A 12216-nucleotide genomic window follows, 5' to 3' on the forward strand; every position below is an offset into this window, starting at 1 on the left:
GAAGCAGCTCTACTACCTAATTAATCCTAATTGTTGGATTACTAATGCAGTAGGTATGCACCGGCTGCGCTTAGCAGGATGTTCTGAGGTTGTTTGCTCTGCTTTTGCAAGGCTACTTGGCCACCACCTTGAACTCGGTGCGGCGGTTGAGTTGGCGGTTGCCTTTGCTGGTGTTGGGCACTTCAGGGCGGGTTTCGCCGTAGCCCACGGCCGTGAGGCGGGCGCCGGCGATGCCGTGTTGCGTGAGGTAAGTGACTACGGCCTGGGCGCGGCGCTGGCTCAGGTCCTGGTTCATGGCGGCTTCGCCCACGTCGTCGGTGTGGCCGGCCATTTCCAGCTTGAGGGCGGGCGTTTCGGTGAGGAGCTTTTGCAGGCGCTCCAACTCGGCGGTGCTTTCGGGGCGCAGGGTGGCCTTGCCGGTGTCGAAGAAAATGTTGCGCAGCACGATGGTGGTGCCCACTTCCAGTTTCTTGAGCGGGATGTCTTTCACCACCTCGGCGTAGGCCGCGCCGGCGGGTAGGTCGAAGTTTTCGGAGTGAAACAGGTAGCCCTCCTGCCGCACCACGATGCCGTAGTTGGTGCCCGAGGGCAAACTCACGAGGTAGCGTCCCGAAGTGGCGTTGCTGCGGAAAGTGGCAATGGTCTGGCCGCTGGTATTGTCGATGAGGTCGATGGCGGCGTCGAGCGGCTGCTGGCTGGCGGCATCGGTCACGGTGCCTTTCAGGATGGTGACCTGGGCGGTGGCCACGGCTACGGCGGGCGCCAGCACGGTTTGCTTCACGGGGTTTAGGCGCGAGGCCAGCAGCTGGTCTTCCTGGCTGAGCACGGGCGGCTTTTCGGGGCCAAGGAAGGTGATGCGGTAGATGTCCTTGGCGCCGAGGCCGCCGGGCCGGTCGCTGCTGTAGTAGCCATGTCGCCCTGAGGCCGAGGTTACGAAAAACACGTCATCATCGGGCGTGTTGATGGGCCAGCCCAAGTTCTCGGGCTCGCTCCACTTGCCGTTCTCAAACACGGATTTGAAGATGTCGTAGCCGCCCATCGAGTTGTGGCCTTCTGAGGAGAAGTACAGCGTCTTGCCATCGGGGGCCATAAAAACGCCTTCCTCCCCGGAACCGGTGTTGATGGTTGGGCCCAAGTTCACGGGTTGGTTGCGGCCTTCCATGTCCACTTTATAAATGTCGGAGCCGCCGAGGCTGCCCTCCACCCGGTCGCTCACGAAGTAGAGCCAGCGCCCATCGGGCGAGTAGCTGGCCGAGGTTTCGTGGGCCTTGGTGTTGATGCGCGAGCCGAGCTGCCGGGGCTTGGTCCAGGTGGTGCCAGTGAGGTTGGCTTCGAGCAGGTCGCCGCCGTTGGTGCCCACATATACCAGCATGCGCTGGCCGTCGGGGGCCAGGCCCACGGTGGCGTTGTGGTCGTCGGTATTCACGGGGGCGCCCAGGTTGGTGGCGCGGCTCCACTTCTTGCCCTGCCAGTTGGCCTGGTAAATGTCCTCGAAATAGCCGTTGCCCTCGGGGTCTTTCTTGCCGCCCGTCGAGCCCGCCCGGCGGGAGGTAATGAGAATGGTCGACTCGTCGGCCGACACCACCGGCCCATAGTCCGAATCAGGAGAGTTTAGCTCCGGCCCGGCGTTGTCGATGAATACGCGGGTGGGGTGGGCGGCCAGTTGCTGGCCATTACGGCACTGCTGCATGTGGCGCTGCAAGTCGGTGGCCGTCACCGTTTCGGCGTCGCCGCTGCGGGTATTCGTGCCGGTGGGCTGGGCCTGTTGGTATTCGGCCAGGGCCTCGCGCCACTTACCGCTCAGGTGCAGGGAGCGGGCCAGTAGGTAGTGCGTGCGCACATCGGCCGTGGCGTCGAGCTTGGCGGCTTTTTGCAGGTAGGGCAGGGCGGCGGTTTTGGTGGGCGAGTGCAGGTAGCAGTCGCCAATTTTCACGTTCAGGGCCGCGTTGTTGGGGTTGAACTGCTGGGCGGCCAGGAAGTGCGGCAGCGCGGCGGCGTAGCGCGGCGGGTCGGCGCGGTACTCGGTGTCGCCGTCCTTTAGCTCGCGGTTTGCTTCGCGCAGGCCGTCCTTGTTGTCGCCAAAGTTGTCTTTGGTGAAGGCGATGCTTTGGGCCGCGGCGGGTAGGGCGGCGGTAAGGAGCAGGAGGAGCAAACGAATAGAAAAGGGCATTATATAAAACTTAATTATTGTCGTCATGCAGAGCGCAGCGAAGCATCTCGCGTGCCGAAGTAATCCAGTAGACTTAAGTAGTTAAGGCACGCGAGATGCCTCGGCTGCGCTCGGCATGACGTGCTGTTATTCCGCCGCTTCGCCCGCGCAGCCGGCCGCGGCGGCGTACTGGTTGCCCACCGTCAAACCCAGCTCGGCGGCTTTGCGCCAGTCTTGGCAGGCTTCGTCGGCCTGGCGGAGCATTTCGCGGGCGTGGCCGCGGTTGAGGTAGGCTTCGGCGTAGTCGGGTTTCAGCTGGAGGGCTTGGCTGGCGTCGGCGGCGGCATCGGCGTATTTCTCCTGCTTGAGCAGGGCAGCGGCGCGGTTGTTCCAAGCGTAGGCATACTTAGGGTCGAGTTGCAGGGCCTGGCTGAAATCGGCGATGGCGCCGGCGTAGTCCTTGTTTTCGAAGCGGGCGCTGCCGCGGTTAGTGTAGGCCAAGGCGTTGTCGGACTTCTTCGCCAGGTAGGCGTCGTAGTCTTTCAGGGCCTGGGGCAACTGGCCGGTGCGGCGCTCAGCGGCGGCGCGGTTGAGCAGGGCGGGCAGCAGGTCGGGCTGCAGGGCTAGGGCTTGGGTGTAATCCTGCGTAGCGGCAGCGAAATTGCCGAGCTTCTGCTGGGCGCTGGCGCGGTCGTGGTAAGCATAGGCCAGCTTAGGGTCGGCCTTGAGGGCTCCGTCGAAATCGTCGCGGGCGGCCTGATAGTCGCCTTTCTCGAAGCGCAGCACGCCGCGGTTGTACCAGGCAGGCGCGTAGTCGGGCTTGGCTTTCAGGGCTTCGGAATAGTCCTGCTCGGCTTCGGGGAGGTGGTTTTGAGCTTCCTGGGCGCGGGCGCGGCCGAAGTAGCTGGCGTAGTTGCCGGGCTCCAGTTTCAGGGCCTGGTCGTAGTCAGCCTGGGCCTGCGGGTATTCTTTCAGCTCGAAATGCGTGGCGGCGCGGTTGGTGTAGGCAGCCACAAAGTCCGGCTTGGCGGCTAAGGCCTGGTCGAAGCTGCGCAGCGCGGCCGGGTAGCTCTGGGCCTGGAAGCTGGCCAGGCCGGCATTGTAAGCCTTTTCGGCCAACTGCGGGCCGGGTAGGGTGCTGGCCCGCACGGTGTCGACCTGCGCCTTCGCTGCGACGGGTGCGGCGAGTAACACGAAAATAGATAGAGCTTTTTGCATCATAGCTGGCTGATAGTTCGAAAGCAACGCATCTGTAGCGAAGATATAGGATTTTTGCTTTCGGCTTAATCCTGCACAAGAAACTTTTGCAGCGCCGTGGCGCGCCACGGCGCCGATGCCCTATCCAATTATTACCACTGACTGGTCGGTTATTTGGAAGCGGTGTGTAGCTTTGGCCCATAAACTTTAGGGGTGCTTCGCTTCGGCGCGGCTGAGATAATACCCTTGGAACCTGATTCCGGCTAATACCGGCGAAGGGAAAAGTAATGGTCCGCTCGCGGCTGCCTATGGGTGGTCCGTTGCCGGCACCCGCTATTGTTTATGGATTTGCCTCACCACCAACTTTTTCAGTTGCTATGGTTTGCTACGTAAACAATTCGCCTCAGGAAACCTCCGATTCTCAGACGCTCACGCAGCTCCTCGCCGGCCTCGCGCTGGCCGAGCAGCGCGGCCTCGCCGTGGCCGTGAACGACGAGGTGGTGCCCCGCGCCGCCTGGGCTGCGCATGAGCTGCGCGAGCACGACCGGGTCACGATTATCCGCGCCACGCAGGGCGGCTAAACGCCTGTCATCCTGAGCGCAGCGAAGGACCTTCTCACCGGTGAATGGTTTGCAGCAACTCAATTGGCGCCAGCGTGAGAAGGTCCTTCGCTGCGCTCAGGATGACAGACGATTTAAAAGCCAAACAGGAATATTTCACCGCTACACTTTCGATAGATGAAGAAAAAAGACCAGGCCCCGCAGCAGACGCTGGTGGAGCGCCAGCCGCTCACCGGCTCCCGCAAAATCTACGTGCCCGGCAAGCTGCACCCCGAAATCCGGGTGGCCATGCGCGAAATCGCTCTCGCCGACACCGAGCGCAAGTTCGATTTCGGCTTCCCTTCGGAGCAGAACGCGCCCGTGACGGTGTACGACACCAGCGGCCCCTACACCGACCCCAACGTTGAAATCGACCTGAAAAAGGGCCTACCCCGCCTGCGCCAGCAATGGATTCTGAACCGCGGCGACGTGGAGCAGCTCGCCGGCACCACGTCGGAATACGGCCAGCAACGCGCTGCCGACACCAGCCTCGACCATCTGCGCTTCGAGCACATCCAAGCCCCGCTGCGCGCCAAGTCAGGCCACAACGTGAGCCAGATGCACTACGCCAAAAAGGGCATTATCACGCCCGAGATGGAGTACATCGCCATCCGCGAAAACCAGCGTTTCGACGAGCTACCGGCCGACGACCCGCTGCGCACCCAACACCGCGGCCACAGCTTTGGGGCCAATACGCCCGAGGGCCACATCACGGCCGAATTTGTGCGCCAGGAAGTGGCCGCCGGCCGCGCCGTCATTCCCAGCAACATCAACCACCCGGAGAGCGAACCCATGATTATCGGGCGCAATTTCCTGGTGAAAATCAATACTAACATCGGTAACTCGGTGGTGACTTCATCCATTGAGGAAGAGGTGGATAAAGCCGTGTGGAGCTGCCGCTGGGGCGGCGACACGCTGATGGATTTGAGCACTGGCAAAAACATCCACGAAACCCGCGAGTGGATTATCCGCAACTGCCCCGTGCCGGTGGGCACCGTGCCCATCTACCAGGCCCTCGAAAAGGTGAACGGCAAGGCCGAGGACCTGACCTGGGAGTTGTTTCGCGACACGCTCATTGAGCAGGCCGAGCAGGGCGTCGACTACTTTACCATCCACGCCGGCGTGCTGCTGCGCTACGTGCCCATGACGGCCAAGCGCGTGACCGGCATCGTGTCGCGCGGGGGCTCCATCATGGCCAAATGGTGCCTGGCGCACCACAAAGAGAGCTTCCTCTACACGCACTTTGAGGAAATCTGCGAAATCATGAAGGCCTACGACGTGGCCTTTTCGCTGGGCGACGGCCTGCGCCCCGGCTCCATCGCCGACGCCAACGACGAAGCGCAGTTTGCCGAGCTGGAGGCGCTGGGCGAGCTCACCAAAATTGCCTGGAAGCACGATGTGCAGGTGATGATTGAGGGCCCCGGCCACGTGCCCATGCACCTCATCAAGGAAAACATGGACAAGCAGTTGAAAGAGTGTCACGAGGCGCCTTTCTACACGCTGGGGCCGCTCACGACGGACATTGCGCCCGGCTACGACCACATCACCTCGGCCATCGGCGCGGCCATGATTGGCTGGTTTGGCACGGCCATGCTGTGCTACGTGACGCCCAAAGAGCACCTCGGCCTGCCCAACAAGCAGGACGTGAAAGACGGGGTCATCGCCTACAAAATTGCGGCCCACGCCGCCGATTTGGCCAAAGGCCACCCGGGCGCCCAATACCGCGACAACGCCCTAAGCAAGGCCCGCTTCGAGTTCCGCTGGGAAGACCAGTTCAACCTCAGCCTCGACCCCGATACGGCCCGCGAGTACCACGACGAAACCTTGCCCGCCGAAGGCGCCAAAGTAGCTCACTTCTGCTCGATGTGCGGCCCGCATTTCTGCTCGATGAAAATCACCCAGGAAGTGCGCGACTATGCCGCCACGCAGGACCTGACGGCCAGCGAGGTGCTGGCCCAGGGTCTTGTGGAAAAGTCGCGTGAATTTGTGGAAAAGGGCAGCGAGATTTATCTGTAAATGGTCAAACCAGAACGTCATGTCGAGCGCAGCCGAGGCATCTCGCGTGCCGAAGTGATTAGTCTTCCGCGGCGAGATGTCTCGGCTGCGCTCGACATGACGTTCTGCTGCCCAACCTTCTAAGCCCACAACTCTATGTCCCAACCCTTCCGCCCCTACGCCCTTAGCATTGCCGGTTTCGACCCCAGCGCGGGGGCCGGTCTGCTGGCCGACGTGAAAACGTTTGAGAGCCACGGCGTGTATGGGCTGGGCGTGTGCACGGCCCTCACCATGCAAAACGACGTGTCGTTTGAGCGGGTGAACTGGGTGCCAGCGGCCGAAATTCGGGAGCAGATTCGCGTGCTATTTGCCCGTTTTAAGGTCGATTTTATCAAGATTGGCCTGGTCGAAAGCTTACCGCAGCTACTGGAACTGGTGGGCTGGCTGAAAGGGCAGAACCCGCGTCTGCAACTCGTGTGGGACCCGGTACTGAAAGCTTCGGCCGGCTACGAGTTCCACCGCAAAACCGACCGGCAGCTCATGCAGGCCCTGTGCGCCGAAATGGCCCTCGTGACGCCCAACAAGCCCGAAATATTACGCATGTGGCCCGGCGAAGAATCGGCGGAGCTGGCGGCGCAAGCTGTGAGCGCCTTCTGCCCGGTGCTGCTGAAAGGCGGCCACGACGAAGGCGAGCTATCAACCGACGTGCTCTACGCCCGCGGCCGGTGGGACTCGTTTTCGGTGACGCGGCTGCCGCACGGCGAGAAGCATGGCAGCGGCTGTGTGCTCTCGGCCGCGGTGCTGGCCAACCTAGCTAAGGGCGAAGCGCTGGTGGAAGCCTGCGAAGCCGCTAAAGACTATACCACCGCGTTTTTGGCCAGCAACAACACGCTGCTGGGATACCATTCGAAACTATAGCACCAACTCAGCTTCAGCGACACTCAACCGAACCAACCATGAAAATCAACGCGCTCCACTACATCACCACCAACGCTGAGGCGGCCGAGTTGGCCTGCCGGGGCGGGGTGCGCTGGGTGCAGCTTCGAGTGAAAAACCAGCCGCCCGCCATCTGGAAACAGCTGGCGCTCGACACGCAGGCCGTGTGCCGGCGCCACGGCGCAACACTCATCATCAACGACAATCCTGCGTTAGCGCAGGAAATCGGGGCCGACGGCGTGCACCTGGGCAAAGAAGACCTGCCACCCGACGAAGCCCGCGAAATGCTGGGTTCGAAGTTCATCATCGGCGGCACCGCCAACACCTTTGCTGATGTGCAGCGCCTGGCCGCAGCCGGCGTCAACTACGTGGGGCTGGGGCCTTTCCGCTTCACTAGCACCAAAGAGAAGCTGAGCCCGATTCTGGGCCTGGCAGGCTACACTGAAATCATGCGACAATGCCAGGCAATGGGCATTACAGCGCCCGTCATTGGCATCGGCGGCATCACGTTGGCCGACGTGCCGGCGCTGCTGGCTGCGGGGCTGCATGGAGTGGCGGTGTCCGGCGCCATTGGGGCAACTGAAAACCCGGCAGATGCAGCAGGTTTGTTTGTCAGCGAATTATCAGCAGTAAATGCTATTTAATTATTATGTTAAATAATAATCTGGTCATTGCTGACCGCACGTTTAGCTCCCGGCTGTTCACTGGCACGGGCAAATTTAGCTCGTCGGGGCTGATGGAAGAAGCCTTGTTGGCGTCGGGCTCGGAATTGGTGACGGTGGCGCTGAAAAGGGTGGACGTGGCCGATGCCGAGGACGACATCCTGCGCCACCTGTCGCATCCGCAGTTTAATCTGCTGCCCAATACCTCCGGCGTGCGCACGGCCAAAGAAGCGGTGTTTGCCGCCCAGCTGGCGCGCGAGGCACTGGAAACCAACTGGCTCAAGCTCGAAATTCACCCCGACCCCAAGTACCTGCTGCCCGACCCCATTGAGACACTGAAAGCCGCCGAGGAACTGGTGAAGCTGGGCTTCGTGGTGTTGCCTTACATCCACGCCGACCCGGTGCTGTGCAAACGCCTGGAAGAAGTGGGCGTGGCGGCCGTGATGCCGCTGGGCTCGCCCATCGGCTCGAACAAGGGCCTGCTGACGCGGGAATTTCTCGAAATCATCATCGGCCAGAGCAAGGTACCGGTAGTGGTGGATGCCGGCATTGGGGCACCTTCGCACGCCGCGGCCGCCCTGGAAATGGGCGCCGATGCGGTGCTGGTGAACACGGCTATCGCCGTGGCCGGCAACCCGGTGGCGATGGCGACAGCTTTCAAAATGGCCGTGGAAGCCGGCCGCATGGCTTACGAGGCCCGGCTAGCCGCGCCCGTGGTGCACACAGAAGCAGTGGCCAGCTCGCCGCTCACGGCATTTCTGGATATGTAGATTTTGGTTGAAAGCAGAGAATGGTAGAACGTCATGCTGAGCGCAGTCGAAGCATCTCTACCTCAGTACTAATTCAATCAAAGCAACGAAGCGGTAGAGATGCTTTGACTGCGCTCAGCATGACCGTTCTGAAATTAAAAAACCAGCTACCATGAGCTTCCGCCCCCTCTTTGAAGCCCACCCTTGGGACGAAGTGCAAGCCAGCATCTACGCCAAGACGGCGGCCGATGTGGCGCGTGCCCTGGCCGCGCCCCACCGCACGCTGGAGGATTTCAAAGCGCTGATTTCGCCGGCCGCCGCGCCGTATCTGGAACAGATGGCGCAGCTCAGCCACCAGCTCACGCGCAAACGGTTCGGCAATACGGTGCAGCTCTACGCGCCGCTGTACCTGAGCAACGAGTGCCAGAACATCTGCACCTACTGCGGCTTTAGCCTCGATAACAAGATTGCGCGGCGTACGCTGAGCAGCGTAGAGATGCTGCAGGAAGCCGCCGTGCTCAAGGACTGGGGCTACGACCATGTGCTGCTGGTGACGGGCGAGGCCAACGTGACAGTGGGTGTGGACTACCTGGAAAAGGCCCTGCGTACGCTGCGGCCGCACTTTGCGCATCTCTCCATGGAAGTGCAGCCGCTGGACCAGGCCGACTACGAGCGCCTGATTCCCGAGGGGCTGAACACGGTGCTGGTGTACCAGGAAACTTACCACCGCGACGACTATAAAAAGCACCACCCCAAGGGCAAGAAGTCGAATTTCAACTACCGCCTCGACACGCCCGACCGGCTGGGCCGGGCCGGCATTCACAAAATGGGGCTGGGCGTACTCATCGGGCTCGAAGACTGGCGCACCGACTGCTTCTATACCGCGCTACACCTCGACTACCTCGAAAAAACCTATTGGCAGACCAAGTACAGCCTGTCATTTCCGCGGCTGCGGCCGGCCGAGGGGCTGCTGCAGCCGAAGGTGGAGATGAGCGACCGGGAACTGGTGCAGCTCATTTGCGCCTACCGCCTGCTGAACGAGGAAGTAGAATTGTCGATTTCGACCCGCGAACATCCGGTTTTTCGCGACCACGTGGTGAAGCTGGGCATCACCAGTATCAGCGCGGGCTCGAAGACCAACCCCGGCGGCTACGCGGTGGCGCCGGAGTCGCTGGAGCAATTCGAGATTTCGGACGAGCGCAGCCCCGCCGAAATTGCCGCCATGCTGCGCCGCCAGGGCTATGAGCCGGTTTGGAAAGACTGGGACGCGACGCTGGTAGGGTTGGGCCGGTAGAACGCCTCCACTCGGCCGTCATGCAGAGCGCAGCGAAGCATCTTTACCGCATTCACTAATCCTTTTCATTCAACGATTGGTTTAGCTGTGGCGGTAAAGATGCTTCGCTGCGCTCTGCATGACGTTCAAAACTTACTCTTGATGAACCCCGCCGACCTCTCGCTTTCCCCTCCCGAAACCAACCGCTACAGCCGCCACCTGCTGCTGCCCGAAATAGGCACGGCCGGCCAGCAGCGCATGAAGGCGGCCCGCGTGCTGGTGGTGGGCTGCGGGGGCTTGGGCTGCCCGGTGCTGCAATACCTGGCGGCGGCCGGCGTGGGCACGTTGGGTTTGCTCGATTTCGATACGGTGGACGACAGCAACCTGCAGCGCCAGGTGCTTTATGCCACCGCCGACGTGGGCCGGCCTAAAGCCGTGGTAGCCGCCGAAAAGCTGGCGGCGCAAAACCCGTTTATCGTCCTGCAAACACACCAGGAGCTGCTGTCGAGAGACAACGTGCTTGACCTGTTTGCCAGCTACGACATCGTAGTGGACTGCTCCGACAACTTTGCCACCCGCTACCTGGTGAACGACGCCTGCGTCATCCTCGGCAAGCCATTAGTGTTTGGGGCCATTTTTAAGTTTGAGGGGCAGGTGTCGGTTTTTAATTACCAAAACGGCCCTACCTACCGCTGCCTCTACCCGGAGCCGCCCGCGCCGGGCGACGCCCCCAGCTGCGCCGAAATTGGGGTGCTGGGCGTGCTGCCGGGCTTGGTTGGCACCCTGCAGGCCACCGAGGCGTTGAAAATCATTCTGGAACTGGGCGAGGTGCTGAGCAGCCGCCTGTTGCTGGTCGACGCCCTGGGCATGCGCTTCCAAAGCATCCGCTTCCGCGCCGTAGCGGCCAACCAGCAGCTCACCGAGCTGGCGCCCGACTACGCCGCTTTTTGTGGCGAGGCCCCGTTGCGCGCCGCACCGCAGCGCGCGCCCGAAATCACGGCCGACGAACTCAAGGCCTGGCAGCAAAGCGGCCGGCCGCTGCAGCTGCTCGACGTGCGTGAGCCGCATGAGGCGGCCCGGCGCAGCATTGGCGGGCGGCTGATTCCGCTGGGCCAGTTGGAAGGGAGGTTGGGTGAAATTGTGCCCGCTGTGCCCGTGGTGGTGCATTGCGCCAGCGGAGTGCGCAGCCAGAAAGCCGCGCAGCAGCTGCTGGGGTTGGGATTTCGGGAGGTGTATTCGCTGCGAAACGGGCTGGCCGACTACTAGCCGGCCAGGGCCTGCAGCTCGCGGAATGCGGCCACCGGGTCGGGGCTTTGCCACATGGCGCCCAGCACGGCGGCGCCCGCAAAGCCCGCCTGCCGCACGGCCGCCAGCTTTTCGGCTTCGATGCCGCCCAGGGCCAGCACTTGCGGCACGTAGCCGGTGCGCTGCCGCAGGTGCCGTAACGCCTCCGCTACGGTGGATAATTCAAAACCTGCCGCGTAGCCGCTCTTGCTGAGGCTGTCGAAAATGGGGCTCAGGAATACGTAGTCGTACTTTCGGCGGTGCTGCCGAACATCGGCCAGCGTGTGGAAAGAGGTGGATAAGGTTTGGCCAGTGGCTAGTTTGGGCCGACTGCTCGGGCTGGTTCGGGCGGCGGCGGTGAGGTGCAGGCCGCCCAGCTTCATCGTCGAAACCAGGGCCGGATGCCCGTGCAGCACCAGCCGCGCGTGGTAGCGGGCGGGCAGCTGCTCAATGATGCTGGCCATTTCGCCGGCGCTAAAGCCCGGCTTGCGCAGGTGCAGGCGGCGGAGGCCGGCGTCCAGCAGGCCGCGCATTTTGTCCGTTTCGTGCGCTACCGCTTCCGGTGCCGAAATCACGACGAGCTGCACGGCGGGTCAGGCGGTTTCGCCGGGCGCGGGCCAGTTGGCCAGCAGCGCCAGAATATGGTCGAGCCGGGCCTGCTTGGGCGCCGCGCGCCGGGCCACGGCCGTGCGCGTCCAGAAGTGGTGGCTGGCCAAGAACCGCGCCTGCAATTGAAACCAGGCGTGCTCGTCGGCAATAAGCTGGCGGGCCGTAAGCTCGTCGAACAAGCTGGTGGAGATGGGCACAAAATCGGGCCGGCCGAGGTAGTCGAGGTCGGCGTCGCAGATGATTTGCTCGAGGTGGTTGCGCGGCTCCTGCGGGTATTTTGTGGCCGTTATCAGGCCGCAAATTTGCTCGATTTGCGCGGGCGTAAAACCAAAACCCGGCAGCGTGGCGCGGGCCAGCGCGCAGCCCTCGTCTTCGTGGCCCTGGTAGCTGTGCAGGAAGCCAGCGTCGTGGTACAGCGCGGCGATGCGCAGCAACGCCAGGGCCTCGGCATCGGTCACGCCCTCGGCGGCGGCCAGCTTCAGCGCCACGGCGGCCACGTCGAGGGTGTGGTGCAGGCCGTGGTAGTAGAGCGTGGGGGAGAGGCCGCGCCGCAGCTCGTTCACGATAAAATCTTCGGCGGCTTGGAGGTTCATGCGGCAAAGCGGGCGGGCAAAAGTGCCCGGGAGGCAAGCAAAGCAAGCAGGTAAAATTCAAAACAGAAAATCAAGCGCTTATCTGAACCCAGCGGGCAGCATAATTCTGCGCCGGGTTGTCGATGTTGCGCGGGAATTAATCCATCTTTACGGCATGGAAATGGCGGCGA

The 12216-nt window shown here is 62.4% G+C and carries 11 protein-coding genes and 1 riboswitch; of the genes, 7 read left to right on the top strand and 4 right to left on the bottom strand.

What is annotated here, in order from left to right:
* Window positions 1–112 precede the first annotated feature (112 nt).
* Both I2I01_RS07240 and I2I01_RS07245 read right to left on the bottom strand, forming a co-directional pair.
* Window positions 113–2152, bottom strand: a complete 2040-nt coding sequence (locus I2I01_RS07240; RefSeq protein WP_196285789.1) for an OmpA family protein — start codon at window positions 2150–2152, stop codon at window positions 113–115.
* Window positions 2153–2296: 144 nt separating this feature from the next.
* Window positions 2297–3370 (bottom strand): tetratricopeptide repeat protein, encoded by a 1074-nt coding sequence (locus I2I01_RS07245; protein WP_196285790.1) that lies wholly within the window; start codon window positions 3368–3370, stop codon window positions 2297–2299.
* Window positions 3371–3545: 175 nt separating this feature from the next.
* Window positions 3546–3644: riboswitch (TPP riboswitch) on the top strand.
* A gap of 79 nt (window positions 3645–3723) precedes the next feature.
* Between I2I01_RS07245 and thiS the strand changes: the two genes are divergently transcribed.
* From thiS to moeB, 7 genes are all read left to right on the top strand, one after another.
* Window positions 3724–3927, top strand: a complete 204-nt coding sequence (thiS, locus tag I2I01_RS07250) for a sulfur carrier protein ThiS (protein WP_196285791.1) — start codon at window positions 3724–3726, stop codon at window positions 3925–3927.
* Between the two features lie 156 nt (window positions 3928–4083).
* Window positions 4084–5961, top strand: coding sequence for a phosphomethylpyrimidine synthase ThiC (thiC, locus tag I2I01_RS07255; RefSeq protein WP_196285792.1), 1878 nt, complete (start codon window positions 4084–4086; stop codon window positions 5959–5961).
* Window positions 5962–6096: 135 nt separating this feature from the next.
* The gene (gene thiD / locus I2I01_RS07260) at window positions 6097–6858 is read left to right on the top strand and encodes a bifunctional hydroxymethylpyrimidine kinase/phosphomethylpyrimidine kinase (protein ID WP_196285793.1); all 762 of its coding nucleotides are present in this window, start codon (window positions 6097–6099) and stop codon (window positions 6856–6858) included.
* Window positions 6859–6896: 38 nt separating this feature from the next.
* On the top strand, window positions 6897–7520 hold the full coding sequence (locus I2I01_RS07265; RefSeq protein ID WP_196285794.1) for a thiamine phosphate synthase: 624 nt from the start codon (window positions 6897–6899) through the stop codon (window positions 7518–7520).
* A gap of 5 nt (window positions 7521–7525) precedes the next feature.
* Window positions 7526–8308 carry a thiazole synthase gene (locus I2I01_RS07270; protein ID WP_196285795.1) on the top strand — a complete coding sequence of 261 codons (783 nt, stop codon included), beginning with the start codon at window positions 7526–7528 and terminating at the stop codon, window positions 8306–8308.
* A gap of 151 nt (window positions 8309–8459) precedes the next feature.
* Window positions 8460–9581: a 2-iminoacetate synthase ThiH gene (thiH, locus tag I2I01_RS07275; protein ID WP_196285796.1), complete on the top strand. Its 1122-nt coding sequence runs from the start codon at window positions 8460–8462 to the stop codon at window positions 9579–9581.
* A gap of 141 nt (window positions 9582–9722) precedes the next feature.
* Window positions 9723–10826: a molybdopterin-synthase adenylyltransferase MoeB gene (gene moeB, locus I2I01_RS07280; RefSeq protein WP_196285797.1), complete on the top strand. Its 1104-nt coding sequence runs from the start codon at window positions 9723–9725 to the stop codon at window positions 10824–10826.
* Here the strand turns inward: moeB and I2I01_RS07285 are convergent.
* Both I2I01_RS07285 and I2I01_RS07290 read right to left on the bottom strand, forming a co-directional pair.
* Window positions 10823–11431, bottom strand: coding sequence for a thiamine phosphate synthase (locus tag I2I01_RS07285; protein WP_196285798.1), 609 nt, complete (start codon window positions 11429–11431; stop codon window positions 10823–10825). The two genes, moeB and I2I01_RS07285, sit on opposite strands and share 4 nt — an antisense overlap.
* A gap of 6 nt (window positions 11432–11437) precedes the next feature.
* On the bottom strand, window positions 11438–12046 hold the full coding sequence (locus tag I2I01_RS07290; RefSeq protein WP_196285799.1) for an HD domain-containing protein: 609 nt from the start codon (window positions 12044–12046) through the stop codon (window positions 11438–11440).
* Window positions 12047–12216: the final 170 nt, after the last annotated feature.

This window comes from Hymenobacter properus (genome assembly GCF_015694735.1).
GTDB lineage: Bacteria > Bacteroidota > Bacteroidia > Cytophagales > Hymenobacteraceae > Hymenobacter > Hymenobacter properus.

Excerpts from the sequence above, each read along its gene's own strand:
- I2I01_RS07245 (WP_196285790.1), bottom strand. The coding sequence starts at position 3,370 with ATGATGCAAAAAGCTCTATCTATTTTCGTGTTACTCGCCGCACCCGTC.
- thiS (WP_196285791.1), top strand. The coding sequence starts at position 3,724 with ATGGTTTGCTACGTAAACAATTCGCCTCAGGAAACCTCCGATTCTCAG.
- thiC (WP_196285792.1), top strand. The coding sequence starts at position 4,084 with ATGAAGAAAAAAGACCAGGCCCCGCAGCAGACGCTGGTGGAGCGCCAG.
- thiD (WP_196285793.1), top strand. The coding sequence starts at position 6,097 with ATGTCCCAACCCTTCCGCCCCTACGCCCTTAGCATTGCCGGTTTCGAC.
- I2I01_RS07265 (WP_196285794.1), top strand. The coding sequence starts at position 6,897 with ATGAAAATCAACGCGCTCCACTACATCACCACCAACGCTGAGGCGGCC.
- I2I01_RS07270 (WP_196285795.1), top strand. The coding sequence starts at position 7,526 with ATGTTAAATAATAATCTGGTCATTGCTGACCGCACGTTTAGCTCCCGG.
- thiH (WP_196285796.1), top strand. The coding sequence starts at position 8,460 with ATGAGCTTCCGCCCCCTCTTTGAAGCCCACCCTTGGGACGAAGTGCAA.
- moeB (WP_196285797.1), top strand. The coding sequence starts at position 9,723 with ATGAACCCCGCCGACCTCTCGCTTTCCCCTCCCGAAACCAACCGCTAC.
- I2I01_RS07290 (WP_196285799.1), bottom strand. The coding sequence starts at position 12,046 with ATGAACCTCCAAGCCGCCGAAGATTTTATCGTGAACGAGCTGCGGCGC.